Origin of the sequence: Nocardia asteroides, from assembly GCF_021183625.1 — a bacterium.
GTDB lineage: Bacteria > Actinomycetota > Actinomycetes > Mycobacteriales > Mycobacteriaceae > Nocardia > Nocardia asteroides_A.
This window is the reverse complement of the sequence record NZ_CP089214.1, coordinates 1547326-1561721: the sequence shown is the minus strand read 5'-3', so window position 1 is coordinate 1561721 and position 14396 is coordinate 1547326. Positions and strand designations below refer to the sequence as shown.

Genomic DNA, 14396 nt, shown 5'->3' with positions numbered 1-14396 from the left:
GGGCACGGCGGATCTACACCGGGCGAGCCAGCACAAGGCGCGGGGTTCGAGTCTCATGGCCGAGCATCGCCATCGAGATGCCGCGGCGGAGTTCGCGATGGCGAGCGAGCTGTACCGCGCGGCGGGTCAGGAGGCGGTGGCGGTCGGCTGCCGAGGCGGGGAGGCGGCCGCGCGGGCTTCGGCCGGACAGTTCGCCGAGGCCGAGCGTGCGTTCATGGCGACATTCGAGGGCTTCATCCGGCTGCACATGGTCGAGCACGCCGGCCATGCCATGCAGGGGCTCTGCGCGGTATATCGGGAGACCGGTCGTTTCGCGCAGGCCGAGCAAGGGATCACCGCGCTTCGCGGTGCTTTCGCCACCCTCGGAAACGACGTCGCGGTCGCGCTCTGCAACTACAACCTGGGCGGCCTCTACTGGACGATGGGTCGCTATGTCGAGGCCGAAGAAGTCCTGATGCTCGCCAAACGGTTCCATTCCGCGTCGGGGGAGAGCGACTCTGCCTCCGTGGTCACCGATATCGAACAAAGCTTGTCCCACGCCTACATTTCGCAGGGCCGTTACGAGGAAGGCGAGGAGCTGCTCCTCGGCTGCATTCAGCGGCATATCACGAACGGTGACGAGAGCCGGGTCGCCACCTGTTCGCTCGCACTCTCGGGTTCCTATATGGCGACCGGACGTCCACTGATCGCGGTACGTGTGCTGACCAACGCCATGCAGACCTTTCGCACACTGAACCTGGCGCACGAGACAGCGATGTGCACAGCCAATCTTGGGCAGGCCCATATGCTGCTCGGGCAGTACGAGATCGCCGAGCGAGCCCTGCTCGAGAGCCGGGAAGCGCTACTCCACATCGGTGACCGCGCACAAGCGCTCCTCGTCGGCATCAGCCTGGGTACCCTGTATCTCTTCAGCGGGCGGTATCCGGAGTCCGAGGACTGGTTCCTGCGAATGCGGGAGCAGTCGGCCGAGCTCGGTCTGGATCAGTACAGCTCGGGCTGCCTCGTCAACCTCGGCTACCTCTACACCGAGATCAAGCGTTTCGAGGACGCCGAGAAGGTGCTGCTCCCCGCCCGTGAACTCGAGCGGAAACTCGGCAACGAGAATCACATCGCCGATTGCTCGGTCGCACTCGCCAGTGCCTTCACGTCACTGCGGCGGTTCGACGAAGCCGAAGCGGCCGTACGCGCCGCGCTGGAGATCTACGAACGGCTCGGCATCGCCGATCGCTTCGCGGCATGCGTGGCGAACCTGGGATTCATCTACGTGCCGGCCGAGCGATTCGCCGAGGCCGAAGAGCAATTCGAGCGAGCGGCGGAACTGCTGGCTGCGCTCGACCTGCCCGACCGGGTGGCCAGGATCGACGCGGGCCGCGCGACGGCCATGTTCTTCCGCGCAAGGGCGATGCCGACCGACGCGCCGGAGCGAGCCGAACTGCTCGACGCGGCGCTGCGCGCCATGATCCCGGCCGTGCTGTACCTGGACGGGACGCGTTTCCAGTTCGACCGCGCGGCCCTCCGTTCGTCCTGGAACGGCACGCTGCGGGACGCGACGGCGCGGCTCTTCGCCATGGCCGATGCCGCCGGCGACGCGCAGTTGGTCGCCGATCTGGTCGAGAGCACCATCAACGCCGGCGTGTACACGTCACCGAGCGGAACCGGGGACGAGCAGTTCGCGATCGATCTCGATGGCCTCGCGCCCTGGTCGCCGCTGTCCGGCACCGCCGTACCGCAGGCGGACAGCGCCGAACCGGTGCGCGGTGTCGGCGCGCTGATCGCGAGTGCGACCCTCCCGATGGCCCCACCCCCGCCGCTCCTGATGCCGGACGGCCGCCGGGCGCTGCAGAGCTACGCCGAACTGATGACGGCCCGGTACGGCGGCAGCCCCGACCTCCGCGATCCGCTCCCCGTCTGCTGACTCAGTCGAGCAGCCGCGAGACCCCGTTGTCCGCCGCCGCGGTCCACCGCTCCGGATCGGCCGGATCCACCCACAGCCGGACCCGGTCGCCGACGGCGAGCGGCCGCGCCGGAACCTGCTGCGCGGGCAGCGTGAGTATCCGGTCCCCGTACTCGACGGTGATCCGGGTGAGCTTCGGGTTCGGGGTGGGCCGGAACCGGCCGAGCCCGTCGTCGGTGATCACCGCCTCGACCTCCCTTCCGGTGGCGCGGAGCGCACTGCGCCGCTCCCGGCGCCTGCGGCCGCGCAGGTGGACGAGGAGCGCCGCGCCACCGGCGACCGCGCCGACGGCGGCGGGCAGCGCCGCGAACGGCGAACCGTCGACCAGCAGCACCAGCGCCGCGGCGGACGCGGCGGCGGCGCCGAGCTCGAGCGGCCCGAGCACCCGCCCCGGCTTCGCGCCGACGGCGGCGTGCATCCGCCACACGCTGGTCAGCAGCAGTGCGGGGAAGATGATCCAGATCCCGGCGAGCAGCGCCGTGATCCAGATCGGCCGGTCGCCGACGACGGTGGCGCCGTGCGCGGCGAGCGCGGCGGCCAGGACCGCGGCCACCAGGACGGCGGCCTGCAGCGGGGGAGCGGGGGCCCGGCGCCGCGCGGCTGCCATCCGCTCACGCGGGGCCGGGTTCAACGATGCGTGCACCGCTACAGATTGCCCACCGCGTGCTCCAGCCGCCGCGCGACCAGGTCGCGGGCCCGCTCGCGCAGGGCGGGGCGGTAGCCGGAGGGGTACACCGGGTCGCCGGGCGCGTAGGTCTTCAGCACCTCGCGGGCCAGTGTGATCTTGTGCACCTCGGTCGGGCCGTCGGCCAGCCCCATGACCTCGGCGTAGCTGAGCATGTCGACGAAGGGCAGGTCGTCGCTGACGCCGATGGCGCCGTGCAGGTGCAGCGCGCGCTGCGCGATGTCGTGCATGACCTTGGGCATGGCGACCTTGATGGCGGCGATGTCCTTGCGCACCTTCAGGTAGTCCCGCTCGCGGTCGATGCGCCACGCCGTGCGCAGCACCAGCAGCCGGAACTGCTCCATCTCGATCCAGCTGTCCGCGATCTTCTCCTGCGTCATCTGCAGCGAACCGAGCGCGCCGGAGCGCACCTGCCGGGAGACCGCGCGCTCACACATCATGTCGAAGGCCCGCCGTACCAGCGCGACCGTGCGCATGGCGTGGTGCACCCGCCCGCCGCCGAGCCGGGTCTGCGCGACGACGAACCCCTGCCCCTGCGCGCCGAGCAGGTGGTCGGCGGGCACCCGGACGCCGGTGAAGCGCAGGTGCCCCTCGTGCTCGCTGAACCCGCGCACGTGGAAGTTCTTCACGATCTCCAGCCCCGGCGTGCCCGCGGGCACGATGAACATGGACATGCCGCGGTACGCGCCCGCCGCCGGATCGGTCACCACCATGACGATGTGGAAGGCGGCGAACTCGGCATTGGAGTTGAACCATTTCTCGCCGTCGATCACCCACTCGTCACCGTCGCGCACCGCGCGCGCGGTGAAGAGCGCGGGGTCGGCGCCGCCGGTGGGCTCGGTCATGACGTAGCAGGAGCCGATCTCTCCGGCCAGCAGCGGCCGCAGCCAGCGCTCCTTCTGCTCCGGCGTGCCGTAGTGCGCGAGGATCTCGGCGTTGCCCGAGTCCGGCGCCTGGCAGCCGAAGACCGACGGCGCCCAGACCGAGGTGCCGAGCACCTCGTTGAGCAGCGCCAGCTTCAGCTGGCCGAAGCCGGGGCCGCCGAGTTCGGGGCCGAGGTGGCAGGCCCACAGGCCGCGCTCCCTGACCCGCTCCTGCAGCGGCCGCAGCAGCGCCATGGCCTCGGTGTCGGTGCGGTCGTAGGGATTCGGGTAGAGCAGGTCGAGCGGCTCGACCTCGGTGCGGACGAACTCCGCCGCCCACTCCAGCTCCGCCCCGTACTCCGGATCGGTCTCGAAATCCCACGCCATGGTCAACCTTTCGTGCTGTCGCCGACGACGAGGCCGTCGAGCAGGGTTCCCGCCAGGATCTCGGCGATCGCGGCGGGGGTGTGCGGCCCGTGCGGGCGGTACCAGGAGGAGACGGTGTTCAGCATGCCGAGCATGCTGTTGGTGACGACGTGGTCGGCGGTGCGCAGCGCGCCCGCCGCGTACCCGGCGTCGAGCACGGCCTGCCAGCAGCGCTGCAGCCGGTCGCGCAGCTCCTGCAGGTCGGTGGCGCGGTCGCCGGTGAGCGCGGTGACGTCGCGGAGCTGCACCGCGACCGGGCGGCGGTGCGCCACGATCAGCTCGACGTGCGAGCCGATGAGCGCGCGCAGCGTTGTGACCGGGTCGTCGCCGCGGTCGCGGATCCGCTCGGCCGCGGTGAGCATGAGCGTGGTGTAGTCGCGCAGGATGTGCCACAGCAGCTCCTCCTTGGAGCCGATGTGGTAGTAGAGCGCGCCGCGCTGCACCCCCGCCGCGGCGCCGATCTCGGCAACCCCCGTGCCGTGGAAGCCGTTGCGCGCGAACAGCTCCGCCGCCACCTGCAGGATGCGCCGCCGAGTCTCGATCGCGGTCGACTCGGTCGCGGGCGGGCGCCCCCGCCGCCGCGGCACGGGATCGGGATCGCGCGGGACACCGGCACCGCTCGCCCCGGCGGGCGCCCTCACCGCCACCCGCCGTCCAGCGCCAGGACCGCGCCGGTGACGAAACCCGACGCCTCGCCCGCGAGATACAGCGCCGCGCCGACGATCTCCGCCGGCTTCCCGACCCGCCCGAGCGTGCTGCGCCGCTCCAGCTCGGCCCGCAACTCGTCCGGCCAGGCATCGGCGATATCGGTGTCGAACGGCCCGCAGCGGATCGTATTGACCCGCACCGCGGGCCCGTAGGTCCGCGCCAGCCCACCGGAGAGCGCCTCCAGCCCGGCCTTGGCGGCGGCGTAGGGCACCGCGTGCGGCTCCGGATTCGTCGCCTCGATGGAGGAGATATTGATGATCGAGCCCCCGCCCGCCGCTGCCATCCGCGCGCCGACCAGCGCGCCGAGCCGGAACGGCCCCTTGAGGTTCACCGCGATCACCTTGTCGAACAGCGCCTCGGGCACCTCGGCCAGGCTCGGGTAGAGCGGCGCGGAGCCCGCGTTGTTGACCAGCACGTCCACCCGCCCGAACTCGCCGTACGCCGCCTCGACCAGCGCGTCGCACTGCTCCCAGTGGCTCACGTTGCAGGCCACCGGCAGCGCGCGCCGCCCGTGCTCCGCGCGAATCCGCTCAGCCACCGCGGCGCAGGACTCGATCCGCCGCCCGGCGACCACCACATCCGCCCCCGCCGCCGCGAAGGCGAGCGCCATCTCCGCACCGAGCCCGCGACCGCCACCGGTGACCAGTGCGACCCTGCCGTCCAATGTCATCGCCGACCTCTCCGCTCACCTCTAATGTTCCGATCAGTACATTGATCCGGCGCTGACTAGTATCAGGGGGGCGTGACCCCGGCGCGGCTTTACCGACGGGTAACATGACAGCGACTTTTCCATCGGCCTTCTCGGAAGCGAGGCAGTAGATGACAGAGCGGGTTCAGGTCGGCGGACTCCAGGTGGCAGGCGTTCTCCACGCGTTCATCGAGAACGAGGCCCTGCCGGGAACCGGCGTGGATTCCGCCGCGTTCTGGGCCGGCGCCGAGCGGGTGATCACCGAGTTCGCGCCGCGCAACCGCGCGCTGCTGGCCGAGCGGGACGAGATCCAGGGCAAGCTGGACGCCTGGCACAGCGAGCACCCCGGTGCGCACTACGACAGGGCCGCCTACAAGCAGTTCCTCACCGAGATCGGGTACCTGCGCCCCGAGCCCGCCGATTTCGAGGCGACCACCGCGAACGTGGACGACGAGATCGCCGTCACCGCGGGCCCGCAGCTGGTGGTGCCGGTGAGCAACGCGCGCTTCGCGATCAATGCCGCGAACGCCCGCTGGGGCTCGCTCTACGACGCGCTCTACGGCACCGACGCCATCCCGGAGACGGGCGGCGCCGAGAAGGGCTCCGGCTACAACCGGGTCCGCGGCGACAAGGTGATCGAGTGGGCGCGCAACTTCCTGGACGACTCGGTCACCCTGATCACCGGCTCGCACATCGGCTCCACCTCGTACAAGATCGTGGACGGTGAGCTCGAGGTCGGGCTGGAGGACGGCACCGAGATCGGCCTGGCCGACGCCTCGCAGCTGGTCGGCTACCTCGGCACCCCGGAGGCGCCGACCTCGATCCTGCTGATCCACAACGGCCTGCACATCGAGATCCAGATCGACCCGGAGTCGCCGGTCGGCAGCACCGACACCGCGGGGATCAAGGACGTGGTGCTGGAGTCGGCGGTCACCACGATCATGGACTTCGAGGATTCGGTCGCCGCGGTCGACGCCGAGGACAAGGTGCTCTGCTACCACAACTGGCTCGGCCTGATGAAGGGCGATCTCGCCGAAGAGGTCAGCAAGGGCGGCAAGAGCTTCACCCGCACCATGAACCCGGACCGCGTCTACACCGCGCTGGACGGCTCCGAGCTCACCCTGCACGGCCGCTCGCTGCTCTTCGTGCGCAATGTCGGCCACCTCATGACCTCCGACGCCATCCTCGACCCTGAGGGCAACGAGGTGCCAGAGGGCATCCTGGACGGCCTGATCACCTCGCTCATCGCCAAGCACGCGCTGCGCGCCGACGCCGCGCTGAAGAACAGCCGCACCGGCTCGGTCTACATCGTGAAGCCGAAGATGCACGGCCCGGACGAGGTCGCCTTCACCAACGACCTCTTCGCCGCGATCGAGGACGTGCTCGGCCTGGAGCGCAACACCCTCAAGGTCGGCATCATGGACGAGGAGCGCCGCACCACGGTGAACCTCAAGGCCGCCATCCAGGCCGCCGCCGCCCGCGTGGTCTTCATCAACACCGGCTTCCTCGACCGCACCGGCGACGAGATCCACACCTCCATGGAGGCCGGGCCGATGGTCCGCAAGGCTGATATGAAGACGCAGCAGTGGATCCTGTCCTACGAGGACTGGAACGTCGACACCGGCCTCGCCGTCGGGCTGCGCGGCCGCGCGCAGATCGGCAAGGGCATGTGGGCCATGCCGGACCTCATGCGCGACATGCTGGCGCAGAAGATCGGCCACCCGAAGGCGGGCGCCAACACCGCCTGGGTGCCCTCGCCCACCGCCGCCACCCTGCACGCCACCCACTACCACCTGGTGGATGTGCTCGCCAGGCAGAAGGAGCTGGTCAAGGGCGGCCGCCGCGCCGACGTCGACCAGATCCTGCAGATCCCGCTGGCCGCCGAGCCGAACTGGAGCGACGAGGAGAAGCGCCAGGAGCTGGACAACAACTCGCAGTCCATCCTCGGCTACGTGGTGCGTTGGATCGACCACGGCGTCGGCTGCTCCAAGGTGCCCGACATCAAGGACGTCGCGCTGATGGAGGACCGCGCCACCCTGCGCATCTCCAGCCAGCTCATGGCGAACTGGCTGCGGCACGGCATCGTCACCGAGGACGAGGTCGTCGCCAGCCTGGAGCGGATGGCCCCGGTCGTGGACCGGCAGAATGCGAACGACCCCACCTACCGCCCGCTGGCCCCCGATTTCGCCGGTAGCGTCGCCTTCCAGGCGGCCAAGGAGCTCATCCTCGAGGGGACGAAGCAGCCCAACGGGTACACCGAGCCGATCCTGCACCGGCGCCGCCGCGAGGCGAAGGCGCTGGCGGCCAAGAACGGCAGCTAGTTCTCGGCGAACGCCCCCGGCCGGAATCCGGCCGGGGGCATTCGCGTTGTCCGGGGCATGAAGGTTCTGATCGTGTACGCCCATCCCGAACCCGATTCGCTCACCGGAGCACTGAAAGACGTTGCCGTGGAACAGCTCCGCGCCGACGGTCACGAGGTGGTCGTGAGCGACCTCTACGCCGCAGGCTGGAAGGCGAGCGCCGATGCCGCCGATTTCGGCGAGGTGACCGAGCACAACTTCATGCTCGCCTCCGGCGAGGCTTACGCAACCGGCACACTGGCCGCCGATATTCGCGCCGAGCAGGAGAAGCTGCTCTGGGCCGACGCCGTGCTGCTGCACTTCCCGCTCTGGTGGTTCTCCCTGCCCGCCATTCTGAAGGGCTGGGTGGACCGGGTCTTCACCTGTGGCTTCGCCTATGGCGCGGGCGGCACCGCGATTCCCCGCTATGGCGACGGCGTCCTGGCCGGGAAGCGCGGCATGCTGGTGGTCGCGGTGGGCGGGCGCGAGCCGGCGTACTCCGAACGCGGCATCAACGGCCCGATCGACGAGCTGCTCTTCCCCATCCAGCACGGCATTCTGTACTACCCGGGGATGGATGTGCTGCCGCCCTTCGTCGCGCACGGCACCATCCGGGTGGACGACGAGCGCTTCGCCGAGCTGGCCGGACAGCTGCGCGGGCGGCTCTCCGAGCTGGAGCGGACCGAGCCGATCCGGTACCGCAGGCAGGCGGGCGGGGACTACGACCGAGCGCTGCGGCTGGCGCCGGGACGCGAGGTTTCCGGTACCGGGGGTTTCGGGCTGCATGTCCGCGGTCGCTAGGCTGGTGCCGCATTATCCGATCGTTTGGAGGAAAGCTTATGGGAAGCGTTGTTCTCGACATCTTCGCGCTGCTGGCCAACCGGGCCGCGGAGTTCTGGAACTGGGCCGCGACCGGCTCGGCGGGGTTCCCCCCGGTGTGATGTCCGGCTGAGGCATCCGCCTCGCGATCCGACCCCCGGCTCCGGCCGCCACCACCGCTGCGGCGGCGACCGGACCCGGGGGTTTCGTGTCTCCGGAACCGGCCATACCCTCTAGGGTGACGGACATGAATTCGGTTGCGACCCAGCGGCGTCGCCGCCCCACCTGGTTCCGGGTCTGGACATTCCTGCTGCTCTTCGCCGTGATCGTGGTCGGCGCGCTGCTCTTCTGGCAGCTCGGCGCCGAGGGGACGCTCCCGGTCCGGACCGCGCTCTTCGGCGCGCTCGGCGTGCTCGGGTTCCTCGCGCTGGTCACCTGGCTGGTCAGCATCGTCCGCTACCGCTCGCCGCTCGGCGCGCTGGGATCGCTGCTGGTCATCGCGGTGCTCGGGGTCGCGGTGTGGCAGAACGTGCCGGAGCGCGCCGGGTGGCGGGTGTCGGCGAACACGCTCGAGGGGCGCGCCGAGTCTTGCGAGGCCCCGGGGCCGGACCGCACCCGGCTCGGCGTCTACACCTTCCGCTTCGTCGGGCCGAAGCAGGGCGGCTGCTTCTTCTACCTGGACGCCGAGTCGCAGGAGTCGCACGGGTTCGCCTGGTTCCCCGACGGGCAGCCGAGCGCTGGTGCCGAGGTGGCGGGCACGCCTGCCATCGAGTACAGCTCGTGGTACAACGGCTGGTACAAATTCACCGAGGTCGGCTGAGCCGCACTCAGGAGCCGACGGTCGAGCGCTGGTCCGGCGGCGGCGTGTAGACGTCGCCGTCCAGGTTCAGCACCTGGAAGCCGTTGTCCGAACAGGACACGTAGAGCTGGTTGCCGCGCCACTCCGGCGGGGAGAGGCACCAGTCGGTGGAGACGTCGCCGAAGAGTAGCCGCCCGGTGCGCGGGGTGAGCGCGTCGGCCGCGGAGAACTGGCCGTCCAGGACGGCGCGCAGCGCCGAGGGGCCGCTCATGAACGGTATGCCGGTGAGCGAGGCGAGCGCGTGCGGGGAGTTCCACAGGCTCAGGTTCCGGCCGGTGCGCGCGGGTGGGTTGTAGTAGGCGATCTCGCGGATGTGCCACGGGTCGCGCACATCGAAGACGCGGATGCCGGAGGAGATCCAGCCGCAGGCCAGCGCCGTCGGATTCGCCGGCCGGTCGGCGGTGCAGTAGTGCGACTCGTACGCGAAGACCGAACCGCCCATGGACGACCCGATATTGCTGTCCAGGTGCTGCGGCAGGTTGATCTCCAGCTTGATCTTGCCGACCACGTCCGGCGCGGCGGCGTCGGCGACATCGACGAGCTTGACCCCGCCGGAGCCGCCCTCGTCCACCGTGAACAGGTACGGGTGATCGTCGTAGGTCACCGGGATGCTGTGCTGGGTGGCCCAGCCGTCGGTCCAGAACACCCGGCCCAGGTGCGGGACCTGCGGATTCGGGTCGCGCCGCTGGATCGCGGAGACGTCGAGCACGGTGAAACCACCGAGCGCGGAGAGGTAGAGCCGGTTACCGTCCGGGCTGACGCCCAAGCCGTGCGCCTCCATTCCGGCGACGCCCTGCCAGATCACCCGCGGTCGGGTCGGGTCGGTCAGGTCGACGGCGCTGAGCAGGCCGGGCACGATCCCCGACGACCAGTAGGTGTTGCCGTCCGGCGAGAACCCGCCCTCGTGCGTGGTGATCGGCAGTGGTTGCAGTGGATCGGTGCCGGGGCCGGGGTTGAGCAGCCGCGGGTGCGCGCAGTCCGAGATGTCGTAGACCGAGAGGAAGCCCGCGCCGATCAGCAGCGGTACACCGGTGCCCACCAGCAGTTTCCGCTCGACGTTCACCTTCAGCGACTCCCAGGTGCCCGCCATCATGGCCGGTTCGGTGAGCGTGACCGTCGGGCGCGGGTTCGCCGGGTCGGAGACGTCGAGCACCTGCACGCCCCTGGTCTCGCCGAGCAGCGCGCCGGGGAAGAAGCTGCCCAGGTAGGCGCAGTGCTCGAAGCTGGTCGAGGTGATGCCCGCGCCGCGGCCCGCCCAGCTGCCCGCCAGGGACATGTGGCAGCGGTAGCCGAGGGTGCTGCGCCCGGAGTCCCGGTCCTGGGCCGGGACGTCGCCCTGCAGGCCGGGTTCCGGAAGATCGTCTGGGCCACACTCCGCACGGGGGACGGATACCGTTCCGACGTCGAGGAACTCTCTGAGCTGGGTGGGGAAATCGGGTTGCGCCGAGACCACGCCGGGCGTGGTCAAGATCGCGATGACCAGGGTCGCGAGCAGGATCTTGGCTCGGTGCATCGTTGCACCCCTTTCGTCCATCTCAGACAGTTGGATGGTACGGCGGGGGTATTCGTTCGGGGGCGGAATCGGCTCGGTCGTGTCCAAGGTGCCGCCTCTCTGTGCACTCCCCGACGCAGTGCCGAAGTACCTGCGTCGAGTTACTGATTGTTCCGGAACGTGCGGTGTCGGATCCGTTGCTGATCTTCGACAATCCGAACGATCCGGTGTTGACCGGGATGGCTCCATCACCTGGGCCGCCGGGCGCCGACGGCGGAGCCGAGTGGACCGTATGCTGTGCTCACACGAACTCAGAGGGGGAGCGATGAGTGAAGAAATAGCGGTGGTTCCGGACGAGGTACTTGCTGTCGGGCGATTTGCCTACGAAGTCGCGACCGGCCTTCGTTCCAGCGCCGACGTCCTCAACAGCGAGGTCGAAGCCTTGCTGCTCTCGTGGAAGGGCAAATCAGCGGAATCCTACTCCGCTGGATGGCGCGAGATGCGGGATTCCGCGCGGTCGGTCTGGGACGAGCTGTTCGAACTCGCCGGTAAACTCGGCGCCACCGCCGATACGTTCCGCGCGCAGGAAAGTGGCAGCGCCGGCGAGTTCACCTTCCTGGATATCTGATGGCCGACGGGTATTCGGTGGATTTACGCGATCTCGAGGCTCTCACGTCGAAATTGACCGCCTATCAGGAATTTCTCGTTCAGCAGCTCGATGAGCTGGATCGGCGCGTCCGGACGCTCTCGGCGACGTGGTCGGGGGCAGCGGGAATCGCCTTCGAGGAGGCGCATCGTGACTGGGCGGCGGGGGTCGCTGCGGTCTCGGCTGCCGTCGAAACCTTGCGCCGTGACGCGGAGGAGGCGCGCACCGCTTACACGGAGGTAGGTATCGCGAACAGCAAGATGGTCGGGCGCGGTCGGTAGGCGCGGGAGGTGGAAGGCGATCCGGCGATCTACTACGCCGCTGCCCGGTCGTGCCTGAAAACCGCGAACGATATCGACGGTTACTTCGCCCATACGGCTCGGGCATTGCGTGCCGCCGAACAGGCGGGTGGTACCGATGAGGTCGGGCGTGATTGGTGCGGGAAATACGATCCGTGGGCACAGGGTGTCTTCCGAATGGTGTACGACTCGCTGCTACCGGCTCTCGACAACTACGCGGTGCTCCTGAACCAGGTCGGTTTCAATCACGCCATCGGCGAGTACAACGCGGCTCCCGCTCCGAAACCGGCTGTCCCGGAGCAACCTGCCATGGCACCGCCCGAGCGCGCTGGAACGGTGGACATCGGCGCGCTGATTACGGAGTTCGGCAGTGGTCAGGGGCTCATCGACAATATCGGGCTGCAGGTCGTCGCTCCCGATGGCGACACCGATGACATGCAGAACGCGAAGGACGCGTGGGAGAAACTGCACGAGCGGGCGCAGGAGGTGACCATCGACTTGGAGCGGCTCGGCGTCGAATTCGCCGCTGTCGATGCGGAGGATGCGCCGGGAATTCTTGAAGACCTGGCGGACCTCCGGACCGCTGTCATAGAGGTCTTCGCTGAGTGCGCGGTGCTCTCGACCTTCATCAGCGAACAGCACACGGAAGTGACTGCCCTCCGCGAGCGGAAACTCCCGCGGGTGGCGATCGAACAGATGGCAGGGGCGATGGCGAGTTTCGAATACTTCCCCTCGCCGAGCGCCCTCGAATTACGCTTCGGTGCGTCGGCGGCCATCGGGCTTTCCCGAGACCTCCTGCGTGCGAGCCTGACCAGCGCTGTATCCGATTTCGCCGAGATGCGGAGAACCTCCTACCTATCGGCGCTGCCATCCGATTTTCGGCCTGCGCGGTCAGCGACCGACGAGATCAAGGATCGGCGGGCGATCGCAGTCGATGGCGGGCGTGATCCGGGCACCGCGAGTGGAGCGACGCTTCGCGAGAAACTGAACGACTCGCCGTACATCACCAAAGGCAATATCACTATCGATAACGGTCCACCCAGCGGGTATATCGTGAAGCGGGATCCCTCGGGCAATATCATCAACTACGTGGAGTTCGATGAGAACGGCCGGGGCATCAAGCGGGTGGATCTGACAGGGCGGCCGCACGGTGCCGTGCCGACACCGCATGTCGTCGAGATGGTGCACGACCAGGCGCCGAACGGCCGCATCTACGTCCGCGAGAGCAAAGAAGTACGCCCCGCACGCCCCGACGAGATACCGTGACCCCTCCGCGACGAAGGAAGCCGATGACGCCGTATCCAGCACGCGAGGAACTGAATTCGCCCGATTGGGCCGTCCGTCGTGATGCGGCGCAGGCGCTCGGCGCGCTGCTCCCAGCGACGGATGCGCTGGTCGCCCTGACGGCGCTGCTGAACGACGACAATATCGCTGTGCAGCAGGAGGCGGCGGAGGCGTTGGCCCGATTCGGCGGAAGGGCTGGTCTCGCGGCGGTGCTCGAGGAGCTCGGGCGGCGCGCCGAGGACGGGGATGCGGATTACATCGCCTACCGACTCAGGGAACTGCAGATCTTCGAGGAGCTGCCGGTCCTGGGAACGGTTCGGGGGATGCTGGCCACTCTGACCGCGGACGGGCGGTCCGGCCTCGAGCAGCTGGAACAGCTCTTCGGAGCGGAGTTTCCGGCCTGATCCGATCAGCGGATCGTGAGTAGCCGTTCGCAGTGCTGGAGAAGGGTGTGGCGGAGGGGAAGGGCGCGGCGGGCCAGGTCGGATTGGGCGCGGACGTAGTCGGCTCGGCCGGAGGGTGTTTCGATGGGGACGGGGGTGTAGCCGTAGGACGAGAGGTCGTAAGGGCTGGCTCGCATGTCGAGTTCCCTTGCGGTGCAGGCGAGTTGGAAGCAGTCGAGAAGCAGGGTGGAGGGGAGGAGGGGGGTGAGTTTGAAGGCCCACTTGTAGAGGTCCATGCCCGCGTGCAGGCAGCCGGGTTGTTCGCGGGCGACCTGCTGTTCGCGGGTGAGGGGGCGTTCGTTGCGGCCTACCGCGTCGGGGGTGAAGAAGCGGTAGGCGTCGTAATGGGTGCAGCGGAGGTCGAGGGTTTCGACGACCCGGTCGGTGCCGGTGCGTCCCAGACGGAGCGGGACGTCGTGCCGTACCTCGTCGGTGCGGTACACCATGGCCCATTCGTGCAGGCCGAAGCAGGAGAGCCGGGGTGGGCGGGCCGCGGTGGCGCGGAGCAGGTCGGCGACGAAGCGGACGGTGTCGGAGCGGCGGGCCAGGAAGGCGGGGGCGGCGGTGTGGGTGCCGGGGGCGAGCTCGTGATAGCCGCGGACTTCGGCGTACTCGGGGGAGTCCGCGAGCGCGGTGCCGAAGCCGGGGTGCCAGCGGCGGAGCCGGCCCGGTTTGTGGCCGTAGTAGGTGAAGAGGAAGTCGAGCACCGGGTGCTTGGCGCCTGCGGCGCGGCGGCGCAGGTAGGGGCCGACGAGGTCCTCGATGCGGTCGCGGTGCGCGGCGGCCAGTTCGCGCCATGCGGCGCGGGGGAGCGGCACCGGAGCGGAGTCCGCGGCGCTCGCCGGCCCGGCGTCCGACGCGACGCGGCCTGCGACCCCGCGAGGCGTGCCG

At 69.4% G+C, this 14396-nt stretch carries 14 protein-coding genes; 8 read left to right on the top strand and 6 right to left on the bottom strand.

Features of this window, described 5'->3' with window-relative positions; genetic code table 11:
- Window positions 1-55: 55 nt before the first annotated feature.
- A complete protein-coding gene (locus LTT61_RS07615; RefSeq protein WP_233019226.1) occupies window positions 56-1915 on the top strand; it encodes a tetratricopeptide repeat protein in 1860 nt (619 codons plus the stop codon).
- Window position 1916: 1 nt separating this feature from the next.
- On the opposite strand, the gene LTT61_RS07610 is transcribed toward LTT61_RS07615, so the two are convergent.
- Genes LTT61_RS07610 through LTT61_RS07595 form a run of 4 tightly spaced genes read right to left on the bottom strand, consistent with a single transcriptional unit; the run spans window position 1917 to window position 5306 of the window.
- Window positions 1917-2597 (bottom strand): hypothetical protein, encoded by a 681-nt coding sequence (locus tag LTT61_RS07610; RefSeq protein WP_233019225.1) that lies wholly within the window; start codon window positions 2595-2597, stop codon window positions 1917-1919.
- A 2-nt stretch (window positions 2598-2599) separates the two neighbouring features.
- Complete coding sequence (locus tag LTT61_RS07605; protein WP_233019224.1) at window positions 2600-3889, bottom strand: acyl-CoA dehydrogenase family protein; 1290 nt, start codon at window positions 3887-3889, stop codon at window positions 2600-2602.
- A 2-nt stretch (window positions 3890-3891) separates the two neighbouring features.
- Window positions 3892-4515 carry a TetR/AcrR family transcriptional regulator gene (locus tag LTT61_RS07600; protein WP_233019223.1) on the bottom strand — a complete coding sequence of 208 codons (624 nt, stop codon included), beginning with the start codon at window positions 4513-4515 and terminating at the stop codon, window positions 3892-3894.
- Window positions 4516-4565: 50 nt separating this feature from the next.
- Window positions 4566-5306 (bottom strand): SDR family NAD(P)-dependent oxidoreductase, encoded by a 741-nt coding sequence (locus tag LTT61_RS07595; protein ID WP_233019222.1) that lies wholly within the window; start codon window positions 5304-5306, stop codon window positions 4566-4568.
- Between the two features lie 149 nt (window positions 5307-5455).
- On the opposite strand from LTT61_RS07595, the gene LTT61_RS07590 reads away from it, so the two are divergent.
- From LTT61_RS07590 to LTT61_RS07580, 3 genes are all read left to right on the top strand, one after another.
- Complete coding sequence (locus LTT61_RS07590; RefSeq protein ID WP_233019221.1) at window positions 5456-7645, top strand: malate synthase G; 2190 nt, start codon at window positions 5456-5458, stop codon at window positions 7643-7645.
- Between the two features lie 57 nt (window positions 7646-7702).
- The gene (locus LTT61_RS07585; protein ID WP_233019220.1) at window positions 7703-8464 is read left to right on the top strand and encodes an NAD(P)H-dependent oxidoreductase; all 762 of its coding nucleotides are present in this window, start codon (window positions 7703-7705) and stop codon (window positions 8462-8464) included.
- Between the two features lie 265 nt (window positions 8465-8729).
- Window positions 8730-9302 (top strand): hypothetical protein, encoded by a 573-nt coding sequence (locus tag LTT61_RS07580; RefSeq protein ID WP_233019219.1) that lies wholly within the window; start codon window positions 8730-8732, stop codon window positions 9300-9302.
- A gap of 7 nt (window positions 9303-9309) precedes the next feature.
- Here the strand turns inward: LTT61_RS07580 and LTT61_RS07575 are convergent, their stop codons facing one another.
- A complete protein-coding gene (locus tag LTT61_RS07575; protein WP_233019218.1) occupies window positions 9310-10854 on the bottom strand; it encodes an LVIVD repeat-containing protein in 1545 nt (514 codons plus the stop codon).
- 304 nt (window positions 10855-11158) lie between these two features.
- Here LTT61_RS07575 and LTT61_RS07570 point away from each other — a divergent pair, with 304 nt between their 5' ends.
- From LTT61_RS07570 to LTT61_RS07555, 4 genes are read left to right on the top strand one after another with little or no spacing between them, the layout of a single operon-like run.
- Window positions 11159-11461 carry a WXG100 family type VII secretion target gene (locus LTT61_RS07570; RefSeq protein WP_233019217.1) on the top strand — a complete coding sequence of 101 codons (303 nt, stop codon included), beginning with the start codon at window positions 11159-11161 and terminating at the stop codon, window positions 11459-11461.
- Window positions 11461-11760 (top strand): WXG100 family type VII secretion target, encoded by a 300-nt coding sequence (locus tag LTT61_RS07565; RefSeq protein ID WP_233019216.1) that lies wholly within the window; start codon window positions 11461-11463, stop codon window positions 11758-11760. The genes LTT61_RS07570 and LTT61_RS07565 overlap by 1 nt, the downstream gene beginning before the upstream one ends.
- Window positions 11761-11769: 9 nt before the next feature.
- On the top strand, window positions 11770-13044 hold the full coding sequence (locus LTT61_RS07560) for a polymorphic toxin type 24 domain-containing protein (protein WP_233019215.1): 1275 nt from the start codon (window positions 11770-11772) through the stop codon (window positions 13042-13044).
- A 23-nt stretch (window positions 13045-13067) separates the two neighbouring features.
- Complete coding sequence (locus LTT61_RS07555) at window positions 13068-13466, top strand: HEAT repeat domain-containing protein (protein ID WP_233019214.1); 399 nt, start codon at window positions 13068-13070, stop codon at window positions 13464-13466.
- A 5-nt stretch (window positions 13467-13471) separates the two neighbouring features.
- Here the strand turns inward: LTT61_RS07555 and LTT61_RS07550 are convergent, their stop codons facing one another.
- Window positions 13472-14323, bottom strand: coding sequence for a 3-methyladenine DNA glycosylase (locus LTT61_RS07550; RefSeq protein WP_233020907.1), 852 nt, complete (start codon window positions 14321-14323; stop codon window positions 13472-13474).
- Window positions 14324-14396: the final 73 nt, after the last annotated feature.

Bases quoted from the DNA above. Each gene is read 5' to 3' on its own strand.
- LTT61_RS07615 (WP_233019226.1), top strand. From the start codon at position 56: ATGGCCGAGCATCGCCATCGAGATGCCGCGGCGGAGTTCGCGATGGCG.
- LTT61_RS07605 (WP_233019224.1), bottom strand. From the start codon at position 3,889: ATGGCGTGGGATTTCGAGACCGATCCGGAGTACGGGGCGGAGCTGGAG.
- LTT61_RS07595 (WP_233019222.1), bottom strand. From the start codon at position 5,306: ATGACATTGGACGGCAGGGTCGCACTGGTCACCGGTGGCGGTCGCGGG.
- LTT61_RS07590 (WP_233019221.1), top strand. From the start codon at position 5,456: ATGACAGAGCGGGTTCAGGTCGGCGGACTCCAGGTGGCAGGCGTTCTC.
- LTT61_RS07585 (WP_233019220.1), top strand. From the start codon at position 7,703: ATGAAGGTTCTGATCGTGTACGCCCATCCCGAACCCGATTCGCTCACC.
- LTT61_RS07580 (WP_233019219.1), top strand. From the start codon at position 8,730: ATGAATTCGGTTGCGACCCAGCGGCGTCGCCGCCCCACCTGGTTCCGG.
- LTT61_RS07575 (WP_233019218.1), bottom strand. From the start codon at position 10,854: ATGCACCGAGCCAAGATCCTGCTCGCGACCCTGGTCATCGCGATCTTG.
- LTT61_RS07570 (WP_233019217.1), top strand. From the start codon at position 11,159: ATGAGTGAAGAAATAGCGGTGGTTCCGGACGAGGTACTTGCTGTCGGG.
- LTT61_RS07565 (WP_233019216.1), top strand. From the start codon at position 11,461: ATGGCCGACGGGTATTCGGTGGATTTACGCGATCTCGAGGCTCTCACG.
- LTT61_RS07555 (WP_233019214.1), top strand. From the start codon at position 13,068: ATGACGCCGTATCCAGCACGCGAGGAACTGAATTCGCCCGATTGGGCC.